The sequence below is a fragment of the Pseudomonas sp. SW-3 genome, assembly GCF_016615645.1.
GTDB lineage: Bacteria > Pseudomonadota > Gammaproteobacteria > Pseudomonadales > Pseudomonadaceae > Aquipseudomonas > Aquipseudomonas mandelii.
Map to the genome: position 1 here is coordinate 5,723,906 of NZ_CP067098.1, position 21,724 is coordinate 5,745,629.

Below are 21,724 nucleotides of genomic sequence, written 5' to 3' on the forward strand. Positions count from 1 at the left end.
TTAATGCCTGAAAGCCACGCAGAATGCGGGCTGAATATGAAACGACATCTTTGACCCACACCTAAGCGTTGGGTACGCCGCTGCTCCATCGACTCGATTTCGATGGCACAAGAGATCTGTGTTGATTCACTCATGCCAAGGAAGTCCGTTCAGTAGCTCGACTGGCAAAGCTTCCTGAAGGCTAACAACGTGGTCAGCAGTATCAGCCGTCGTGGGATCAGCCACGTCAACGCCGCTGCAGAGAGCTTTTTCCAGCATTGAAGCGGGAGCGAATCCGAAAAAAAATCTATGGACCGCGCGAAGAAGAAGCCCGGAACGATATTTTCGATTATATCGAGATGCTCTATAACCCTAGTTGTGCGGCGAGTCACGGAGAACCGGGGTCGCAGGACGCCGGGGGTCGATGGCGAAACGTGGGAGACGCCCGAAGCCAAACTTCGAGGCGTGATGTGTCTATCGATCAAGCGGGGTTACTGTTCTTAACCGTTGAAGCGGGTATGGAAATACGTGACTACGCTACGTACTGGAGCGCTTTCCGCTGGTAGCTGCGATTGAAGACTTCGAAGCCTTGCTGCCATGGAACGGCTCCCCGCCTATCTCGCGCTAAATACACACATCGTTTTTTGCCATGTGTGGTTTATGGGGCGCTTACCCCTTTTCTACACTCTGCCACCACGAGTAATAACAATAGAGGCAATAGAGTGGACATAAAGCAAGAGGTGAAATGATTGACGTGCGGTGCGCTGAGGACAATGTGCTTGGATTTGAAAAGGCATGAAGACGCATGGAGTTTTCACCATGCGTTGGAAGCTCGACTTACCCAATTCAACCTGACCCAACACCCAGAGAAAGCACGGTTACTGCGCTTTGGTAGATATGCAGGCGAAGATTGTAAGAAACGTGGCGAGGAGAAACCGGAAACATTCGATTTTCTGGGGTTCACACATTTTTGCAGTCTAGCCAAGAACGGCATGTTCGAAGTTGGGGCGGTTGGTCGCGCAATTGCCTCATGCATCGAAACTTCTCGGCCCCCCGATTCCGGGGTGCCGATAGCACTAAAGCCGGTACGCAAGTCAGAGCTTGCCGAAATTGACACAACAGTAACCCATATCGTCCTTCTCCTGCGCCTGCCGGAATTCAGACGGCACCCATTCGCAACGCGTGACCAGGCCTGGGCTTTTCAGTCCTTTGAGAAATGGCAGCAGCCTTCCGTTGCTCAAGTCGCCACCGTAGCCGATTTCAGACACGTAGAGCACGTGGATCGGTTGCTTGTCGCGCAAAAAGGCAAAATATGTCATGTGGTCCACTACGACATTTTCTGCCGACTCCGCAGGAATACCACATGACACCCCCAGCTTACTGATTGAATCCAAGTGAAGCTGAGATCCCAGCACCGGAATCGAAAGCGGCTGCCCGGGCAAACTCGATTGCGCGAAGGAGGAGTTACGTGTGATGGCAGGGGTCACGAGGGTTAACAGTGTCACCATCGACGCCATGGAAAGCAGCAATAACAGTGAATAGGCTATTAGTGTGGGTGTGTTGCTCAGCTTCACTGCGCGCCGGGAGTGCATCAACAGGACTGCGATGATGATCGATACAGGCATGAATTGATTAGCTGCATAAAAATTCTGTATGTTGTAAAAAAACGCATTGATTAAATCTGCGCCGACCAATAACAGCGCCAGCACGACAGACGCAGACACTTGGCGGCGAACCAGTTGCAACAGAAATACCGCGATACTTACAACGTGGACTCCGATAATAAACGCGTACAGAGAGTAATAAATGGCAAGATTGAGGTACGGCAACGCTTCAAAGCTACCGACCATAGGAGGCAGCCAGCCCGATTGAAAAGTTTCATTAAAGGTCAGATGTATCAACAACCGGTCAGGGAAGCTCATTAAATTATTGAAAGCTGCGCTGACAAACTCAGCTGGTGCAGAGAACAGCATACCCGGTAACAATGTGTTGAACGCCAGCATTTTTTGAATGTTCGGCGCATCCTGGCAGCCCGCCAGAGCGCTGAAATAGTGAAAGTTCTGAATGCACAGAACCACGACGAACAGCCACAAGCCATAGCGAATCGCTTTGTGGTACGTTGCCGTCGCGAACCACACGGCCGCTAGCGCGAATGGCGCATAGAACATGCTCTTCGGGTGAGCATAGAAAAATAATGTCAGCAACAATGCAAGCCCAACAGTCATTGCCACCTGCGCGTGCGCAGACTTCTGCTCCTTGAAGAACAGTGCCAACAAGCAAAGCACAAGGATCGGCAGCATCAGAAGTTGTTCAGGACGCGACAAGGCCCACAGATAGGGTAGGATACCCAAAGAAGCCACCGCCACCAATCCAGCGAAGCGCTGAAGAGCCCCTCCAGTATCACGTGCCTGCGTCAAGCACCAATAAGCGAGTAAGGCAAACCAGATCAGCGATAAAGAAATCCCGCTCACTCTCAAGCCAAGAGGACCCAAGTGGGCATAGATCGCCGACAGTAATATGCCGGCCGGATAAAATACCCATGAAACTGTCCGCCCGGCAGTTGTTGTGCATTGTGGATAAAGGGTAACCGCATTTCCGTCCTCCAGAAATAGCCGCGCAACCCTGAATTTTGTCATGACTTCATCGGAGTAAACCGGAAGAAATACCCCGCTCAGTAATACAGCAAAAAACAATACCAGAACAATTATTGGAATTTTATTTGTTAAAACAGCTCTCATTCTTCAACACCCAGTCGATTTAAAAAACGATTATTCTATCTTCGTCAGTAAAGGCTTATTAATCGGCGCCAATGGTAGCCCAATCCCAGCATTGAACCTGCATTGTATCCATCGAACCTGAAAGCTCTCTGGAAACTCCGGGTAAGCCCTCAGATGTGCTGAAATGCGCTCTGACTACCTGAAGCGAGCCTATAAAATCACTTCGTTACGCCAGTTCGCCCGGTAAACCCCCATTTTTAGTACTCGCCAAAAGTAGAGGTCGGGCCACTAGTGTGCTGAGCGGTTAGTTCATTTATCTACTGGTCAGGATATACCGTGCGTCCAATGTCATGGGTGCAGCTACGCAGTGTGCAGATCAGCAATTGCACGCTGCGTGTCCTCTTCAGGATACGGCGCGCTGTAGCGAGTCGACGATACCTGCCTGTTGTTCCGTTGTCAGCCCCACCCACAGTGGCAAGCGAATCAAGCACTCCGACAGGGTGTCTGTATTTGTCATCGCGCCATGTTGTCGGCCATAGCGCAGTCCTGCCGGAGAGGAATGCAGCGGTACGTAATGGAACACAGGGTGGATATTGTCGTGTTTAAGTTTCTCTAGCGTGCGTTGGCGATCGATGCCGGGAGCAAGCAAGACATAGTACATGTGTGCATTGTGTGTGCAATCTGCCGGAATGATCGGGCGGCGTACTGCGCCTGTCGATTCAAGCCCTTCGAGCGCTTGGTGATAGTGGTTCCAGCTGTCCAGGCGATTTTGTGTAATCGACTGTGCCTCTTCCAGCTGGGCCCAAAGAAAAGCGGCGGTCAATTCACCTGGCAGGTAGGAAGAACCGACTTCCTGCCAAGTGTACTTGTCCACTTCACCTCTGAAGAAACGGCTGCGGTCCGTACCTTTCTCCCGAATAACCTCGGCGCGTAATGACAGTGTCGGGTCGTTAACCAATAGCGCACCCCCTTCGCCGGATATCACGTTCTTGGTTTCATGGAAGCTATATGCACCCAGATCACCAATACTGCCCAAGGCTCTTCCTTTATAGGAGGCCATGACCCCCTGCGCAGCATCCTCAACCACGCGGAGACCGTACCGGCGGGCGATCTCCATAATCGTGTCCATTTCGCATGCGACGCCAGCGTAGTGAACCGGAACGATTGCCTTGGTGCGAGGTGTAATCGCAGCCTCAATCAAGCGTTCGTCCAGGTTCAGTGTGTCTTCTCTGATATCGACAAACACCGGTATTCCACCGCGCAATACAAAAGCGTTGGCAGTGGAAACGAAGGTGTAAGAGGGCATGATGATCTCATCCCCAGGTTCAATATTGAGCAATAGGGCTGACATTTCCAGGGCAGCAGTACAAGAGTGCGTCAACAGTGCCTTTTCGGTGGCGGTGTACTGTTCAAGCCACTGATGGCAACGTCGAGTGAAGGGGCCGTCACCAGCAAGCTTATTAAGGAACTTCGCTTCTGCAATATAGTAAAGTTCCTTTCCCGTCATGAAAGGGCGATTGAAGGGGATTTTAACGTCGCTCACTGTAGGTCTCCAGATTATTGTTTTTTGGCTAACAGCAAGAGTGAGCCGCCGAGAGGAAAGGTGATACCTACCTTCAAAAGGTCAAACTGTATCTTCATAACGAATTCAAGGAGCCGATTGGTCCGGTCAGAAATATCGAACTCGCTGTTTACTTCCGCATTTTTTTGACCGCTGTCGTGCCAGCCACATCAAGGAGACGAGCAGGGCGACAAAGGATGTGACGTATTGAACCTCAAGGCCGGCGCGGCCAGCCTTGTCGAAAAGCTCGCGTTGAGTGTAGCGGCGCACATGACAGGCACGTTCATCCGCAGCGGACCACCGCCAGCGGTGCTGGGGAGCGGTCAGCAATAGATGACCATCCTTATGCGGTGCGCGGGAAAGGTTCGCCAGTACCTGTTCATCTTCATTGATATGTTCGATGACATCAAAAGCGCCAATTACATCAAATCGCTCTGCATCGTTCATGGCGCGCGCGTCCAGCTTTTCAAAGCTTGCGCCGGGCACGCGTCGACGTGCATGTATTAGGCCTTCATCGAAAAACTCGGTGCCGGTGAGTGTCGTTTCGGAAAATTCCTGGTGAGTCCCTTCCAGCACAAAGCCGGTACCACAACCAATCTCCAGGAAATTCCGGATTTTGCCGATGCGAGATTTCAGCACCCAAATGATCACGCGGTTACGGGCGCGAAACCACCAGTGGCGTGCCTCTGCCAGGGCAAGCACCTCAAAGGCGGACTTGGGGAGCGGGGTGCGATCTGGGGGCATCAATCTGGCTCTCTGTTTTAGTCTCTGTCCTTCTGGCGATTTTCCCGAATAGTATCCCACATGTAAATAAAGCCACCGCAAGTGGCAGGGATCAGGGCCATTAGAGTGTAGTTTGCCAGGGAGGCGCCTACAGCTATATTGGCTGGTACGTCTAGTAGACCATAAAAATAAACAAAAAAACCTTCGCGCACCCCAAGCCCGCCCACTGTTATTGGAACCATGGTCAGGATGGCGATGACTGGATAGAGAGCAAAGTGCTGAATGAAGGGGATGTCATAACCATAGGCACGAAATACTAGATAAACTACCGATATCAGAGATATTTGATAACAGCAGATAAAAAGCAGGGATGACGTGAGCGCCTGCCGGTAGGGGAAGTTTATCGTGCTGGCATGAAGCTTTTGAATATACCCCAGCAATAGAGAAAGTAACGAATTTTTGACGGTGCGGCGGCTATAAAGTGCATAGGTTTTTTTGCTGGTCAATATAATTTGGGTCACTACTGCTATGCTGCTGACGGCACCGATGGTTATGATGAGCAGCGTGTAGTTGTCTGATGCAGGTAAGAAGGGCAGGGCAAAAAGCGTAAAGGTACATAACACCAATAGTCCAATCATGCGCTCAATAATTACCGTACTGCCTGCGGTACCCCGCTTTTTCGGGTGGCGTCGTTCGATGTGAAGCATACGAAAGGCATCCGCTCCCTGTGTTGAGGGTAAAATCAAACCTTGAAATTGAGAGATCAGATTTATTTTCCAGAGGTTTGTTAACGCTTCGTCAATCGAATTGAGCCGCAGGAACACTTGCCAGCGGTTGGCAGAAAAAAAAGAACTCAAAGTGATTGGGATAACAGCAGCCAGCGCAAGGTAGTGCCATGCTGTAATGTCGCTGATTAATGCCGTTAGCTTAAGGTCAAATGTGTGTATGAGAAATGCACAGAAAAAAAACGCGATCAACAATTTCAAAAACGTCAAAGGCATGCAGGGTGCTCAACGTAGGAAGGTTAGGCTAACGCTATGTAGAAAACCCTGTCACGGTCAAGAACGGCATGAGGGAGAGTGTACATATTGTCTGCCTCCCCTACATGACAAGGGATGTCGGTTATTGCAGTTTTGATTTTATGTAATCGGCCAGATCATTGATGGTTTTAAGGCCTTCAATATCCTCGTCAGGTATCTCGATGACGTAGTGATCCTGGATAGACAGAATGATATTGAACATGCCGAGAGAGTCAACACCCTGGTCGCTGAGGCTAATATTGTCGCGTAGCGTTGAGGCATCTGCTACAACATCAGCCTGGGAAATAATGTTGATAAGTTGTTCTTTTGTCTGGGGCATGGTTAGTAATTCATCGTATAGGTGTTGAAGTTACCCCGACCGGTACGTTTGTACTGCGGGAGGGAAGCTTGGTGGCATTGCTGGCAGTTGACGAGGTTGTCTGCAGGCTACTGAGCTGAACGGTGGTCATGTTGCCACACTCCATGCAACAGAGGGGGGCTGCTCTGTTGCCAGCTTCAAAAAGATGTCGCACATTAGCAGTTGTCGAGAGAGGCGTGTAGTGTTGATCGTCGAGCCACAAGCCTCGCTGAACTGTCGCCTCGCCTTGCTGCAAGGTTCGTATGCCAGCGGTAGGCTACTCGACTTTGAGGGCACTGAAGTAAAGCATGCCGATATGTTCTGCACTGAGCTCAATGCGACTACGGGTCAATCGAGTGCCCAGCGTCTGCTCAAGTGTCAGCCCTACCCCGCTCAAGTCAGAACACGGCGGCCACTTCGGGCTTTCCCAGCGACAAAAAACCCACTGGCTGCCACTGGGTATGCTCAATTCCTTGAGATGCAGTGCCTTGTTCATGGATACCAGCACTTCGATCGGAGAGAAGTCATCTGGCATGGTGGTCAGGCTCACTGACCGATGGGCGGGTGTGAAAACACATTGTTTTTCAACCAGCGACTCGTCGTAAGCACATCGTGTATCGGCGCAACCTTCGGCTTGGATCAATTTGCCTTCATGATCAATACAATCGAGTTGAAAGGTGAACGTAGCGACAGCCTCACCCGGCAATGATCGAGGGGTTGATCTAGGCCACCAGTGACAGGTGAGTAGGTGGTTGGTCATTCTACTGATTCTGAAGTCCAGCTTTTCGATCCGTGCGTGCGGTGCGTGGCGAGTGATGGCCTGCATCGTGGCATTGAGCATGTCGGCCCCTTGTATGTAGGTTCGTTCGCCTTTGAATCCCAGTGATAGCTCGATGAAGTGCATCACTTTTGTTTCCTGAGGTGGGCTGTCATGTTAGCCCTGTGATTGATTGCGAAGTTTCCAGAAATGACGCTGTTTGGCGCGATGTCGCCGATGACAACCGAGCCCATTTTTATTTGTACCGCGTCGCCAATCTCAAGGCCCTGTGCGATGGAGCAAGAGGCGCCAACCCATGCGCCGGTCCCCAGGCGTGTGCGTCCTGCAATAACGGTATTGCCAGAAATCACAGAGTTCTTGCCAATCACGGCGCCATGACCAATGTTGGTCATGATGCCGATCTGGCAGTTTTCTCTGATGGTTGTCGGCTGCTGGAACAAGGACCTCGCGATTACTGCGCCAGCAAGTATCTGGCAACCCGATTCAATGCGTACACCGCCCTGATGTTTGACCACCATCAGCGTGCCGTTGTCGTTGCGTAGCGTGATCAAGCCCTCGGCGCCTACAACGGCATTTGAACCGATGTAGACATCGTCTCCGATCTCGACGAGACCTTCGATCACCACGTTTGCTGAAATTTCCACATTGTTACCCAGTGTGGCCAGTGGCGAGATAACGGCGCTGGGGTGCAGCGTGCAATTTTCGCCGATGCTCGGTGCTTGCGCAGTTGCGTACTCAGTATCTTCACTCAAACGGTTGTAGAGGCGGAAAAAAGAGGTGCGTGGGTCGGCGCAGAATACAATTGATTTTTCAGTCGCAAACTCTTCATTTTTTAAATTTTCGGGGCATAAGACACACGCGACATTGGGTGTAGCCAAAGCTTTTTGCAAATAGTGCAAGTTCTGACAGTACACCAGTGCGCCTGGCGTTTGCGCATCGATTTCGTCGAGGTGTGCAAATACCCCATTGTTTAAAATGTGTTCAGCAGGGAAATAATCCACGACGCGATAAGCGGATGCCATCATTACTCCACATGCTCTTCAATAATGGGGAATTGACTGAGGTGGGTTGCATTTTCGACCAGTCTTCCGAGGTACTCGCCTTGCACACCTAGAGCCAGAAGGATGTTGCCGGCGAGGAATGACAGCAAAATCGCCAGCGACGCCCAGCCGGGCACTATATGATCGGTCAGGAGGGTGCGCAGCAGAATATACATAGCGAAAAAAATGCTCGACGCGCTGACCAAAAAGCCCCAGATCGACACGTAGCGAAGTGGTAACAGGGAGTAATTGACGATAAGGAACGAAAGCGTTTTGAACATCTTGCCAAGAGTGTAAGTGCTCGGGCCGCCATCGGCGCGCGGCGCGTGGCGAATGCTCACGTTCGCCATCATGCTGACGGGCACCGAATTAAAAAGCATCGCGGCGATATGTGGGTGCGAACCCTGATACCTGACGAGCTGTCTTGCCACCTGTTGACTCATGGCCCTGTAGCTTGAGAGGCTGAAACCGGTCGGTTTGCCCATGATCTTGCTAACCAGTTTTTGGTTAATGCGCGAAGCCATGTTGCGCCAGGCGCTATGCTGTTTTTCAGCCATCGGGATCTTTCCGATGACGACATGCTTGCCGGCTTGAAGTTGATCAATAAACAGTGGGAGGTCTTCCGGGAAGCACTGCAGGTCATCGTCGATTGTCACGACAAATCGTTTGCAGGCATAGCCGATGCCGCACAGCGTAGCGTGTTGTTGTCCCTTGTTCTTCGCGAAGCGAACGACTTTGACTCTGTGGTCTTGTTCGTGAAGTGCCAGAGCGGCAAGCCACGTCTGGTCTGGGCTCGCGTCATCCACAAGAATAACCTCCCAGTCTTCGCAGATCTGATCAAGAGTCGCGCGTGCACGCTCGTAAAATTGCGGGAGCGTACTGGCGCTTTTATAAACGGGTACCACCAAGCTTACTGAGACGGTTTTACTAATCACCTTGAGCCTCATCCTGATCATTCGATTGTGCAATGACGCATCATGCTGCTAACGCGTCCTGCCTGGATTTACTGGCTTGTAGAGTTGCTGGTTGGCATCGCACGTAGAGGGGGGGGGGGGATGCCATATGCCCATCGTTTGGTAATACTCAGGGAACCGAGCACATGAACTACATTACTCATGTAGGGTGGACCATCTGACTCTATCAGCAACCAAGCGTCGGACAACTGTGTATAAGGGCACCGAACGAAGCATGTTGATAGATCCATTAAAGGCACGGATTTTAAGCTATGCGAGGAAAGGTGTCACGGCGCGGGAAACTTGACCTCTCGCTTTCAATCTTTGAGGGGAGTGGCAGGCTTTGTCATGGTTGAAGCCTTGCAGGTCAAGCCAGTTCTTGACCTCAAGATCGAGGGCCTCTTTGGTGTCAATCAACAGGCTGGCTAGACGTTCACGAGATATGATCATTGGGGCGCATCCTGGGGAGGTCCAGAGAGGTTGGACGCAATAGGACCAGAGGCGTCTGTATGTGACCGCCTCCCTGCCGGTCACCTCTTCGGCGTGCAATGATCACCCCGCGTGTAAACAGTGGTCAGCACCAATCCAAATGTTTGGTACTAGCCCGCCCCCCCCCAGCGGGCAATGCCTTAGACGGGCGGCCTTGTGATGATCCTCGCGCGTACGGTTTAAGAAACTATCAAATATCCTCGCCCTTTAGGGCTCCAGGAATCATCAATCATCAATCATCTTTGTGATGACTGCTGAAAACAGTTCACCGATTCTGAATTCGAACCGTCATGCTCCAGTTTCTCCGCAACTGGAGTTTCATCAATGTTCTTGCACGTGCCCAGTACGGCGGCGCTCAGGCACTCGCGAGTGGTGTTTCTCTCAGTTCAAGATCTCGCGACGAATCTTGTCCTGCTCTCGCAGCTCTTCGGCCAGGTCTCGCAGCAACGGCCTCATCCCGCCATCCCATGCATTGCGCGATGCAACAGCCTTACCCTCGGAGCTTCGCGGTCCGGTGCTTTGTTCCCAAGGTCGCCATTGCCGGATCAGCTTCGCCTGCCGTGCCCGTCGCTCGGGTGTCCAGCCGTTCGCCATGCTCAACCTTCCAATAGTTCGTTCTGCGCTTTTTTGGTTTTCCGCGTGCGCGCGGGCTCCTCTTGAATACCGTTGTTGACCTGAACCTGATTGCCGATGTTCGCCTGCTTCACGAAAGCGACCTGCTTGGGGGTTTTGAGTTCGCCCAAGGTCTGCAAGGTAGTAGCCCGGGCCTGGTTTTGGGCCTTGAGCGCCAGGCGCATGTAGGACTCCAGTCCATCTATATGTTTGGCCGATAGTGCCCAACTCGCGAGCTGCGTGAAAAGAGCATCCAAAGTGTGCGCCTGCGCCACCAGCAGGTCTTTTGCTCGGGTCATGTCGCCACAGTTGATTGCAGCCGTCTGCCGACTCAGTTCGAGGACAACCTCGATAAACGGCGTCTTGCCGATCAGGTTATTACTGACCAGCAATGCGGCGCTAAGGCATTCCGGTGTCAGGTAATTGCGGGCGTTGGCCTGGTCCTCATTTTCCTCAATGGCTAACTTCACTGTCGGGGCCGGAAAAGACGACACTTAAAACCGACGCTTACCGGAATCTAACTTATCAATCCGGCACGCCCGTGATTACCAATACGGTCAAGTCCTCGCCAACCCGCGAGTGGTGCGGTATCACGCTGTGGGCTGTGATAATTCCAGTGCCATTGAAACTGCCAGTTTGCGAGTCGTACTACGAACAATCATTCGGCAACGATGTATTTGGAAATACCGTAGTGTTGCTCAATTCCGAGCAAAAGGTACGCGAACCCTTTTATGCCTGTGGCCCGCTTATGATGCTTGGGCCAATCAGTCATGGCTATGAAGGTAACGCTCTGTGTGGGACGTTCCCCTAAATTCACGGATAACTAAACCCCTTAACCAACGTCAACTCCCCCACCGCCCGCATCGGCACCAGAAAAGTCTCCATCTTCTCGTTCGGCGTCCCTTCCTCCGTAATCACCGTCACCTGCGCCGTGGTCAGCGCTTGAACCGCCTCCTCCTGCCCGTCCTCATCACTCCGATACCCACCCCCGAAGTAATTCACATAGACGAGGTATTGGCCTTTGATTGGCGCCGGCATGGCGAAGATTTCCGGGCCGTATCCCGTCGTCACGTCAACATCCAGCGCCGCACCATTAGGCACAACGCGGTCGCCGTACCAGATGTGGGCGCCATCAGGCGTGATGAGGTGCAGGTCCAGATCCGTCCCATCGCTGTCCCACGCCAGCAGCACGCGCAACTTGGCCGGCGTAGCCCCACCACTGACATTAAGAAACTGCGTCCGAGACCGTTGCAGCCCATCAGGGCTGCGAACTTCAACGCTGTTGCTGCCATTGGGAAACGAGAACGGTCGATCAAAACGCCCAGACGGATCAATCTTCAGCGGCATGCTGACGCCGTTGACGATCAACCGCCCAGGTTCACTGGACTTTGGCGTGGCTTTGATCTGCCCGGTGATACGGGCGGTATTGGCTTGGCCGACCGGCGTGTTCACCGAGGAGGCTGGATAGTTAACGGTTTGACGAAAGTTTTCACCTTCACCTTCGGAAGCGCCAGTGCGCCAACCACCAACGGGCGTATTGAGTTTCACGCCACTCTCAGCCGCAAAAACTGCGGGCAATACACAAAAAGAACAAAGGAACAGGAAGACCTGTGGATAACGGAGTTTCATGGCCTATTCCAGCAAGAGGTGGCGGGCGAGCCCTTCGATGTAGGTTTCATCCTGGCCGTTGGGGTGTGCTTCGAAGGCCAGGTGCAGGTATTCGTGGGTCAGGTCGAGACGGTCTTGCAGTGACAGCACGCCGCGCACGTAGATGCGCTGGCGTTCGCGGTCGACGTAGGGGCGGCCGAAGGCCAGGCGGCAGACGGCGAAAGTGTTGACGTCGTTGTAGCCGACCTCGCTTTCCAACTGCGCACGCCAGCCGCGGCGTTGCTTTAGTAGCCAGTCTTGCGCGGCGGGCAACGCTTCGCAGGAGGCGACGGGGTTGTCCCAGCGGCTGAGGCTGGCGCGCGGGTAGGCGTGCAGCAGGATGGCGTCGTAGCGCTGGCCGGCGTTGGCTTGTTCGATGGCGTGCTGCCAGGAGAGTTTGTCCGGGCCGGGTTGGTCGGAGTGATAGGTGACGCTGGTGCCGGCGAGGACGAGGTCGCTGGTCCAGGCGGCGATGTGGCGTGACTCGGCGGTGGCCGGGCGTGGGGCGACGCGTTGGCGGTTGCTGCTGTCGTCGATGCTCAGGCAGTCGCCGTGGCGGGTGGCGTTTTGCAGCAGATAGGTTCTGATCGCGACAGCCAGGGCTTTGGCGGCTTCAATGGGTTCGGGTTTGGCTTCCCTTTGCAGGACGCGGGCGACGTATTCTTCACGGTCGAGTCGAGCGACGAGTTTGCCCTTCAGCAAAAACAGTTCGCCGTCGCTGTGGATATCGAGTTGATTGCCGTTGGCGAATTCGACGCGATAGTCGCCCAGCAGAGGCCCGGAAGAAACAACCCGATCCCCCGCAAGAACACGCTCGATCGGATAACGAGAAAACAGACCGACTTCGACGCAACGTCCCGCATCCAAAGGCCACTCAACCGGCAACACAGAAGCCAACACCCCACCGTAGTGACGCAAGACCATTTGACTGGTCCCCCGGCCACCCGCCCAGATCGGCGTACCGTCCGCCGTCCATCCGGCAAACCCGCCCTGACGCGACGCAGGGTCCTGATCGCCCAACCAGCTCCAGGTTTTCACCCGCAACCGGCCACCGAGTTCGCCGACAACATTGCCGTCAGCGGCGCTTAGCACCACATCGAGCAACACCCGCCGCGCCTGATCCTGCGCCGGCATCACGGCCAGCACTTTCAGCAATTCAGCCACGGAAACTCGCGTAGAAGGCTGCAACGAAGGAAGGTTCAGCAACCATTCCGGCGCCTGCCGTGCTTGCCAATATTCCCGCCAGCCAGCCTCAGAAATACCCAATCGCGCAGGCTCAAAGTACAAGCCACATGACTTCACCAACGCCTGATCGCGCTCGATCTTGCCGCCAGCAGCGCAGCAATACACTTCCTCTTTCGACTGCCCGCGACACTCGTAAGCGGGCTCACGAGCGCCGGTGTCCACCAGCCAGCCGTACACAAACAACTTCCACAAACTGCCGAGCGGTGCCTGCACATCAGCAGGCAATGGCTCACGTGAAATCACTTGAGTCTGGCTTAACGAAATCAACTCGCCCTTGAAGCCCAGACGCAGCGGCTCCTCCTGCGCTGTCGCCAGCGCAGGGATCAAACACAGCAGCCACCAGACCAGCGGTCGGGTCATGTCAGTTGACCGTGGCCTGGCCGAGGGCCGGTTTCTGTTCCTGGGCTTGATGCTGCGGCGCGTAGACCTGAGTGAAACGCACCGGCGGCAGATTGAATTGGCCTTTCTGCGAGAAGCGCACCAGATGACGCAGGCGCAGCTCGCCGCTCAAGGCATCGACCGGAATCGCATAAGCCATCTGGCCCGGCTCGAAACGCGCTTTCTCCAGCGCGGTCGGCTCGGTGCCGGCCTTGCCCATGAGCTTGATGCCCCACGTCGTGCGCTCGACATCGGCGCCCGGTGGCAGCGGCACTTCCAGCATGCCGTAGCGCAGCGGTTTCGCGGCTTTGCTGGTGATGATCACTTCGTCCAGGTACAGGCTGTCGCTGGACAACGGCTGGGTGCCGACGGCTTCCAGTTTGAAGGTGAAGGCTTCGTCGCCCGGCACCAGGCGCGACAGGCGACGGGTGATGGTCACGGCCATCGGATCGACCGGTGGTTGTTTGGTCTGGAAGCTCAATGCCGCTCGCAACGGCCGTTCTTGCGTCCCGGTCAGCGACAACACCGCCGGTACGGGTGAAGCGCCCTGCCACGTCCAGTACATTTCACCGGTAGCACCGTGTTGTTTTTTCCAGCCTTCACCCGGCGCCAGTGCGATGGTGGGCGAGGCCTGCTCGATGCTGCGTTGCAACCAGGTCAGCGCCAGAGCGCGCTCCAGGGTCGATTGCTGCGGCAGCAAACGCTGCAACAACGCTTGCGCACGAGCCTGATCGAAGGGTTGTAGCGACAGGTTCAAGGCTTCGGCAAATGGCTGAGAACTGACCGCCAAACGCTGCTGGGCATCCGGCAGTTGACGATTGAATGCGTCCGGCAGAGTCACCTTCGATTGCTTCGCCAACGAGGCAGTCAGCGCACGAGCAGCCGCCAAGCCAAGCGCCGAATCAGGATCGCTCATGACAAGGCTGTCCTCGCCATCTTCCATCAGATTCGCCGCGCTGCCCTCGCCTGCTTTCGCCAGGTCATCCATCAACCCACTGAGCAAGGTGTTGACCGGCAATTGCATCTGCTTGGCGAACGAAAGAATCAGCGCCCGCTGCAGCAACGGCGTGTTTTTCGCCTGCTTGGAATACACCTCCAGCACCCGCTGCCAATGCTCCGGCGGCAGGCTCAGTTCCAGCGCTTTGCTGGCGTGCCAGTCGGCGTAATAGGCGTAGGCAGTGAGGAACGCATCCGGCTCGCCGGCCATGCCCCACCAGGTGAAACTCGCCGAAGGCCCGGCCATTTGCACCAGGCGCAGACGGCTGTTTTGCATGATCAGGCGCAAGCGATCGCGGATCTGCGGGTTCGACGACAAGGTCGGGTACGCAATGCTCAATGGCAGCAAACGACTCGCGGTTTGTTCGACGCCACCGTATGGATAGCTCAGGAGATCATCGAGCGCCGAGCGGAACAGCGCTTGCGGACTGTCATCCAGACGCAAGCGAATATCCGTCGCGTCCACCGGCAAGGTCAACGGCGTGTCACCGCTGGCCACGTCCAGGCTTTGGCTTTGCGTGACCTGCCAGCCTTCGCCGGTCGCGGTCAGGCGCACGGCGAGGGCGTCGGCGGTTTTGCCGTCCTGCACCAGTTCGGCGGTCCACTCGCCGGAGGTCAACGCGAACGCCGGCAGTGCGATGTAGTTGATGCCATTGTTCAGGGTCACCGGCACGCGCTGATCGGCGCCGCCGTAATGGATCACCAACTCGGCCTTGACCGTTTTTTCCGCCTGACTGAAGGCGAACACACCGAGATCCGGTTTGTCGCCATTGCGGAATTGGGTCGGGCCGCTCCATTTCAGGTACAGCGGTTTCTCCGAGCGCAGGAATTGCTTCTTCTGCCCGACCTGCCCGTCATCGGCGATGGCGCGGGCAGTGATGCGCCAGCGGGTCAGCGAGTCCGGCATCTTGAAGGTGAAGCGGGTTTTGCCGTTGGCGTCGGTGATCAACTCAGGTTCCCACGCGGCGGTGTCGACGTCTTCCCGGCGCGGCCGCTCCAGCACTTTCACCCCGCGCTCGCTGCGGTTGGCTTTACCCGGTGCGCCAGGGCTGCCCGGCAACGCAACGTCGTAGCTGATGAACGACAGGCTGGCGCTGGTGCGCACGTTGTTGCGGCGTGGGTGATAGAAGAATTGGTCGATGGTCGGCGCGACTTCCGGTTGCAGCGCGTAGACCATTTCATCGACCACGCTGACCGTCAGGTGTGCCGGAATCGGCTTGCCGGCGAACTGGGTGGTCAGGTCCACCGACACGGTATCGCCCGGCTGATATGCCTCTTTATCAGTGGCAATGGCCACGTCGATCTGCGGCGCGATCACCTTGATGCCGGCGTTCTGGAAGCTGTACTGACCGCCCTTGGTGTACAGCACCGAGAAGGTCAGGTTCGGCGCGAAAGTGTCCTTCACCGGGATGCGCGCGCGGTATTGGGTGTCGCTGAGTTTTTCCATCTTCAGCCAGTCGCCGCCCTTGGACAGCAACGCCGTGGACTCGACCTTGTCACGCTCCAGCGACAGCAATGCATCGCTGACTGGCTCAGGGAAAGTGATCAGCGCCAAGGCTTCGTCGCCCGCCTTGTACTCGGGCTTGTCGAGGACGATTTCCACAGTGCCAGGCACGGCTTTGACGCCATCGCCGGTAACCGAATGGCCGGTGGCGCCGACGACCCGGCCATGGTCATCCTTCAACGTCAGGTTGTAGGTGCCTGGACGGTCGAAGGCCAAGGTGAAGCTTTTATCCGTCGCGGCGAGTTTGCCTTCGCCAGTGCTCTGGTCTTCAAGGCGCACCCAACTGTAGCTGCCCGGCATGACGGCTTTGGCCTGCTCGCTGCCACCCTCATTCAAATAGCTGAACGCAACCTTGTCACCCACTGCGCTGAAGCGCTGCGGTGCACTCAAGCGGAAACTCGCGGCGCCACGGTCGATGAGGATTTCCTTGGTGGTCTTGACCCGATACGCCGCGCCATCGCTGGCAAACACGGTGAGCATGTAACGGCTCGGTTTCTCGGCGGCCGGCAGGTCGAGGGTCGCGTTGCCTTTGCTGTCGGTGGTCAGTTCGGTGCTGGTCAGCTCCACCGGGAACTGACCGAGGTATTGCAGTTCGTTGTCGACCATCGACAGTTGCTGGGCGCGCAGGCTCAGGCTCAATTTTGCGTTCGCCACCGGTTTGCCGTCCGGGTACAGCAGCACCAGGCTGCCCTTGACCGGTTCGCCGGTGCGGTAATCCTGCTTGGCCAGGTTCAGCGAGATTTCGAAATGCGGCTTGATGTATTCGGCTACGCGGAAAGCGCTGCTGTAGGCCTGGTCCTTGTAGCTGAAACGCAGTTCATAACCGCCGGCCACGGCGTTATCCGGCAACTGGAATCGGCCTTGGGTGCCAGCCTTGGAATCAAGCTTCAGCGCCAGCGATTGCAGCGCCGTGCCGGTGGCATCGAGTACCGTCACGTTGACGTCGGCAGCGGTCGGTGCCACGGAATCCCGGGCGTTCTTGAACTCGCGACCGACGATTTTCAGCGACACCCAATCCCCCGGCCGATACAGCGGCCGGTCGGTGAAGGCGTAGAGTTTGGTGTCGTAGATTTCACTGTCGTAATAGAAGTTCTCGGAGACAAACACCCCACCCTCTTCGTCCTCGCCAATCACGAACGAACGCTCGGGGCTGACGTGTTTCAGGCGCAGCAAACCATCGGCATCGGTGGCGCCGCTGCTCATCACGCCGAGGCCATCGGTCCACAGCACATTGACCTTCGGCACCGAACTGCCTTCGTGCTTGCGAGCAGCCCAGACCACCAGTTCATCACCGGCAATCTTGCTCACGGCCACAGTGTTGGAAACGAACACCATGGTGGTCGCACGGTACTTGCCGATCAGCGCTTCCACCAGGTACAGACCGGGTTTCAAATTGCCCAGCGGAATGTAAACGTTGCCCGGCGCGACGCTGACGAACTCACTGGAAGAACCGGCCAGATTCACACCGGTTGGCGGCTGGATCGGTTTGGCTTGCCACAGCGGATAACGGAACTGGCTGACCACCGGCAAACCCGGAATCAGCGCGAATTGCGGCTGAGCGTCGTAAGGCGTGGGCGCGGCAATCGCGCTGCCCATCTTCAGCTCCGGCACTTCCTCGGTGACTTGTTTGCGTGACTCGTAGGAAAACGCCCGCTGCATCACCCGACGGGATTTTCGATACCAGTTGTCCCACAGGTACGCGAGCGTATTCGACAGGCCTTCACCCTTGAACTGACCGTCGCTGACCACGCGGTGCAGGTTCTTCTGGCGCTTGAGGAAATCCAGCGGTTTGTCGATGCGGTACACGCGAATGTCGGCGCCGCCATAGGGCTCCATGCGGAAACGACGGTAATCGCGACCCGGCGCTTCGAGACGCACCATCGCCTGTTCGTCACTGGCGAAACTGCTGTCCGCCAGCAGGAAAAAGCTTTCACCGGCCACCGGCGTGTAGCCGCTCGGCTCGACGGTGTCTTCGGCGTTGACCGCCGAAAACGGCAGCACCAAAACCAACAGCAGAGGCAGGAAACGCAACATGCGGGCACCGATCATTGGGAGAGAAAGTTCAGTCGATAGACGCCGATGAAGTTGGGGTTGGCTGCGTCGGGTATCCATCGGGTGTCCTTCCATGTCATGAGTTGCTGCAGGCTCGCGGAACGCATGCCGTTGTCAGTGGGGGTGGTGGTGCCGGTGTGATAGGCAATGAAGCGGCCCATCCAGATCATCAGGTGCTGGTCGTCGCCCTGATCGAAAAACATCAGGTCGCCGGGTCGGGCTTGCGCCAGATCGCGACCGACCAGATGGCTGTTGAACTGAATCAACTTGATCGCGTTGACGTACGGCCCGACCTTGCCGCCGCCCTGCTGCCACTGCTGGGCGAGGCTGCGTTGGGCCTCGCTCAATTGCAGCTCCGGCGGCAGGTAGCGGTTGCTCAGGCCATTGCTGCGCAGCCATTTGTCGTCATGGACTTTCAGCGCTTCGTTGGCGGCGAAGCGCACCAGTCCGGCGCAGTCCTGCTGATACCAGCGCGGGCTGGGGCCTTGGGTCAGCTGCTCCTGGGCGATGCGCACGAACCAAGCGCGAAACACCTGGGACTGCTGCGGATCCAGCGCTGCGGCTTCTCCAGCAAACGCGCGACTGCCCAGCAACATCGCCAGCAGGCCGAGGCCTCGGATAAGTGCGGTCACAGCGCTTTCCACTCCAGCGGCAGCCACTGCCAATGGCCGTCAGGCTCGCTGCCTTCGGGCAAAGTCAGGGCGTACTTGCCATAGCCGCCAAGCTTGCGCAGTTTCGGGATCAAGTAGGTTTGCGCGGCGTTGTAGAACACCGGCTCCATGTCCTGCGGCAGGCTGTCGAGGGTTTCCTGCTGCATCAGTTGCGCCATGGATTCCGGGCCGAAGTAGACCGGCATCAGCAGGTCTTTCGGCACCACATCAGCCATCGGCGGGAAACGTTTGTCGAGGGTGCCGAGGGCCTTGTCCACGAGCTTGTCATCGAGGGAGAACAGCAACGTCGAACCGTGACGCGCCAGGCTGACTTTCATGAACGCCTTGCCGGTGATCGCGTCAGGGTTCTCGGCGTCCTTGGCTTTGTAGGGACCGAAGTTGGAGCTGACCTGGCGCTGCCACTGATGGCTTTGGCCTTCCTGTTTCTCGACCACCGGGAACGCGTGTTCTTCGACGTTGCCTTCATAGGCGCCAACCATCGAGCCGAACAGGTTGCCCAAGTCACCGTCGAGTTTGGCGCTGTCGTCGTCATTCAGGCTGGCCACCAGCAACGGCGTGTACAACCGCGAATCGGCGTACCAGCACAGCCCGGCGGCCCCGGCCATGTGTTCGGTCAGCGCCTGGGCGACGGATTCTTCGGCGCCGAGTTTCACCAGCAGCGGTTTCTGCTGTTCGGCGGCGAGCGGCAGGGCCACGCACGCGCTGGCGCCCATTGGCATGGCTTGCCAGATCGGTTTGAAATCGAAGTCCGGCTGGTTGTCCAGTTCGTCCATGGCGAGGAAGCTGTGCCAGCCCTTGTCGTCCATGTCGAAGCGCAGGCCGGCGAAATTCGGGATGAAACGCTGGTAACCCATGGCCAGGACGCTCGCGTTGACCGACAGGCGTTGTTTCACCTCGGGCGCGCGCGGTGGCAGGCCGAAGGCTTCGGGGAACAGTTTGTCACCGTTGAGCAACGCGGCGATGGACTGGGTCGAGACGCTGCCCGGTTCTTCCGAAGCTCCGCCTTCTGAATCGTAGAGTTTGGTCGGGTTGGACAGCACCACCAGTTTGTCGCCATGGGAGGCGAACAGCAGCGCCTTGCTGGCGTTGTAAGTGAGTTGATAAAGCGTCACATCGTCGGTGCCGACTTTCACTGTGGCGACGGTGGTCAGCTGCGAATCATCCAGCGCCACTTTCGCCAGCGGCTCCAGCACCTTGGCCAGCCCACCGCGATCCATCACCAACAAAAAGTCTTTCAGCCGGCCGTCCGCCCCACGCCACAACGCCACATCCGCCGGTTGATCGAAGAGCTGCTCGATCAAACTGTCCTGCAATTTCAGGTCATGCTCATAAATGATCCGCCGCAGACTGCCGATCAGGCCGAGGCGATCCGCATGCGCTTCGTAATAGAAGACGAAATCCTCGGTCAGGGTTTCCTTGAGGAACGGCACCGCCAGCAAGTCTTTGGGCAATTGGCTCAGGGAATGGGTTTCGAGCAGACCGTCCGGGCGGCTCATGCCCAGCTTGTCGCTGGCCAGTTCGGCCGGTGGCGCCTTGGGTTTGTGCATGAACCAGCCTAAGCCGGCCGCGACGCCAGCCACCAGGATCAGCCCGACCAGTAGCGCCGGCCAGCGGCGAGGAGTTTTGGCAGCTGGCGTTTCGGCGGCCGGAGAAACAGTGTTATCGCTCATGTTCACAAAACCCGATGTCATCCGTGGAGCGGGATGCTTAATAGTTGAAAGTCTTGACCAGCAGCAGGTCACCGATGGCCCGCAGGGGCACGATGAAGGTCTCGCGTTTTTCGTCGACGGTATTTTCGTTGAGCACCAGGTTGATCTGCGAGGTGATCACCTCGTTCTGGTTGCTGGTCTCCTCGAAGTTATAGCCGCCGCTGCCGAAGTTGCCCCAATAGTTCACGTAAACCAGATAGGTGCCATGCATCGGCGCGCTCATGGTGAACATTTCCGGGCCGGGGCCATCGACGCCGTCCGGATCCAACCCGCCGCCATTGCTCATCGCTGGGCGAGCCCAGAACGCGTGTTGGCCGTCGGGGGTAATGATGTGCAGATCGAGTTCGGCTTTCGGGTCATCCCAACCCAGCACCACGCGAATCCGCGCCGGGGTGCGCAGGTTGTTGGCTTCATAGAATTGAACGCGCTTGAGGGACTTGCCTTCAGAGCTGCGCACTTCAACGCTGTTGGAACCGGCGCCGAACGCATACGGCCGGGCGAATCGCCCCTGGTCGTCGGTGTACAGATTCAGGGGATTGCCGTTGACGGCCAGCGTATGAGGCCCGCGTTGCGTGCCGATGGCCTTGAGCTGGCCCTGGATCATCGTGCGATTGCGCTGCACGCCCCGGTCGATGGGCGGCGTCGGATAGGCGACTTGAGGATATTCGCTGCGGTCCAGCAGGCCGTTGAAGCGCCAGCCGCCGACCGGCTCCGACAACTCAGCCGTCGGCTCGGCCCAGGCAGCGGTCGCGCAGACCAACGCCATCAGCACCAGAAGAAATGAACGCATGTGACGCCTCCTGCCATGCATAACGAAACCTTGCACCCGATCCTCGGCGCGTTACAGATCCTAAAACTGCGTTTCGTCAGAAAGACCCGTGACTATCGGGTCGTAGAAGGCGCGAAGGTTAGCCATTTGGCGGTTTTTTAACAATCGGATACATCTATATTTGCGGTAGGAATCACGCTCATTTGGGGCCGTGAGCCGAATAGCGCGTTTATTCGGCTCACGAAATGAGCCGAATAATCCCCATCACTCACGGAAGCGACATTCCTTTGTGGCGAGGGGCTTGCCCCCGCTCGGCTGCGCAGCAGTCGTAAATGGCTGAATGCGGTATTCCTGAAACCCTGGGCAAATGGTTTTTGGGCTGCTGCGCGACCCAGCGGGAGCAAGCTCCCTCGCCACAAGGGGTGTTTTCAACTTGCGATCAAGGCTCAAAAACCCGCCCTCATTTGCCCATACCCCCCATGTCTGCTAGTGTCGCGCCGGTTTAACGTCAACCGGAAATAGCC

15 protein-coding genes and 2 pseudogenes are annotated in these 21,724 nt (G+C 56.5%); 2 read left to right on the plus strand and 15 right to left on the minus strand.

Annotation, left to right across the window (positions count from 1 at the left end; genetic code table 11):
* Positions 1–109 precede the first annotated feature (109 nt).
* Positions 110–353, plus strand: a pseudogene (locus JIO00_RS25930) (IS3 family transposase); the annotation flags it as partial.
* A pseudogene (locus tag JIO00_RS25935) lies at positions 325–480 on the plus strand (reverse transcriptase N-terminal domain-containing protein); the annotation flags it as partial. The pseudogenes JIO00_RS25930 and JIO00_RS25935, both read left to right, overlap by 29 nt.
* A 593-nt stretch (positions 481–1,073) precedes the next feature.
* On the opposite strand, the gene JIO00_RS25940 reads toward JIO00_RS25935, so the two are convergent.
* From JIO00_RS25940 to JIO00_RS26010, 15 genes are all read right to left on the minus strand, one after another.
* Positions 1,074–2,717 (minus strand): hypothetical protein, encoded by a 1,644-nt coding sequence (locus JIO00_RS25940; RefSeq protein WP_234452911.1) that lies wholly within the window; start codon positions 2,715–2,717, stop codon positions 1,074–1,076.
* Positions 2,718–3,099: 382 nt separating this feature from the next.
* Positions 3,100–4,239 (minus strand): dTDP-4-amino-4,6-dideoxygalactose transaminase, encoded by a 1,140-nt coding sequence (rffA, locus tag JIO00_RS25945; protein WP_200667106.1) that lies wholly within the window; start codon positions 4,237–4,239, stop codon positions 3,100–3,102.
* 126 nt (positions 4,240–4,365) lie between these two features.
* Entirely contained in the window at positions 4,366–5,001 is a 636-nt protein-coding gene (locus JIO00_RS25950; protein WP_234452912.1) for a class I SAM-dependent methyltransferase, read from the minus strand.
* A gap of 17 nt (positions 5,002–5,018) precedes the next feature.
* Positions 5,019–5,981 (minus strand): lysylphosphatidylglycerol synthase transmembrane domain-containing protein, encoded by a 963-nt coding sequence (locus JIO00_RS25955; protein ID WP_200667108.1) that lies wholly within the window; start codon positions 5,979–5,981, stop codon positions 5,019–5,021.
* 121 nt (positions 5,982–6,102) lie between these two features.
* On the minus strand, positions 6,103–6,339 hold the full coding sequence (locus JIO00_RS25960; RefSeq protein ID WP_200667110.1) for an acyl carrier protein: 237 nt from the start codon (positions 6,337–6,339) through the stop codon (positions 6,103–6,105).
* Between the two features lie 295 nt (positions 6,340–6,634).
* On the minus strand, positions 6,635–7,264 hold the full coding sequence (locus JIO00_RS25965; RefSeq protein WP_144443450.1) for a hypothetical protein: 630 nt from the start codon (positions 7,262–7,264) through the stop codon (positions 6,635–6,637).
* The gene (locus JIO00_RS25970) at positions 7,261–8,157 is read right to left on the minus strand and encodes a DapH/DapD/GlmU-related protein (RefSeq protein WP_159454570.1); all 897 of its coding nucleotides are present in this window, start codon (positions 8,155–8,157) and stop codon (positions 7,261–7,263) included. The genes JIO00_RS25965 and JIO00_RS25970 overlap by 4 nt, the downstream gene beginning before the upstream one ends.
* 2 nt (positions 8,158–8,159) lie before the next feature.
* Entirely contained in the window at positions 8,160–9,110 is a 951-nt protein-coding gene (locus JIO00_RS25975) for a glycosyltransferase family 2 protein (RefSeq protein WP_200667112.1), read from the minus strand.
* A gap of 1,103 nt (positions 9,111–10,213) precedes the next feature.
* On the minus strand, positions 10,214–10,699 hold the full coding sequence (locus JIO00_RS25980) for a hypothetical protein (protein WP_231990959.1): 486 nt from the start codon (positions 10,697–10,699) through the stop codon (positions 10,214–10,216).
* 343 nt (positions 10,700–11,042) lie between these two features.
* Positions 11,043–11,858 carry a YfaP family protein gene (locus JIO00_RS25985; protein WP_200667113.1) on the minus strand — a complete coding sequence of 272 codons (816 nt, stop codon included), beginning with the start codon at positions 11,856–11,858 and terminating at the stop codon, positions 11,043–11,045.
* A 3-nt stretch (positions 11,859–11,861) separates the two neighbouring features.
* Entirely contained in the window at positions 11,862–13,481 is a 1,620-nt protein-coding gene (locus JIO00_RS25990; RefSeq protein ID WP_200667115.1) for a DUF2300 domain-containing protein, read from the minus strand.
* A 1-nt stretch (position 13,482) separates the two neighbouring features.
* Entirely contained in the window at positions 13,483–18,048 is a 4,566-nt protein-coding gene (locus tag JIO00_RS25995; protein ID WP_200668672.1) for an alpha-2-macroglobulin family protein, read from the minus strand.
* Positions 18,045–18,647, minus strand: coding sequence for a DUF1175 domain-containing protein (locus JIO00_RS26000; protein ID WP_186353740.1), 603 nt, complete (start codon positions 18,645–18,647; stop codon positions 18,045–18,047). The genes JIO00_RS25995 and JIO00_RS26000 overlap by 4 nt, the downstream gene beginning before the upstream one ends.
* Positions 18,648–18,679: 32 nt before the next feature.
* Positions 18,680–20,392, minus strand: a complete 1,713-nt coding sequence (locus JIO00_RS26005) for a DUF2138 domain-containing protein (RefSeq protein WP_010467334.1) — start codon at positions 20,390–20,392, stop codon at positions 18,680–18,682.
* A gap of 37 nt (positions 20,393–20,429) precedes the next feature.
* Positions 20,430–21,221 (minus strand): YfaP family protein, encoded by a 792-nt coding sequence (locus JIO00_RS26010; protein ID WP_010467333.1) that lies wholly within the window; start codon positions 21,219–21,221, stop codon positions 20,430–20,432.
* Positions 21,222–21,724: the final 503 nt, after the last annotated feature.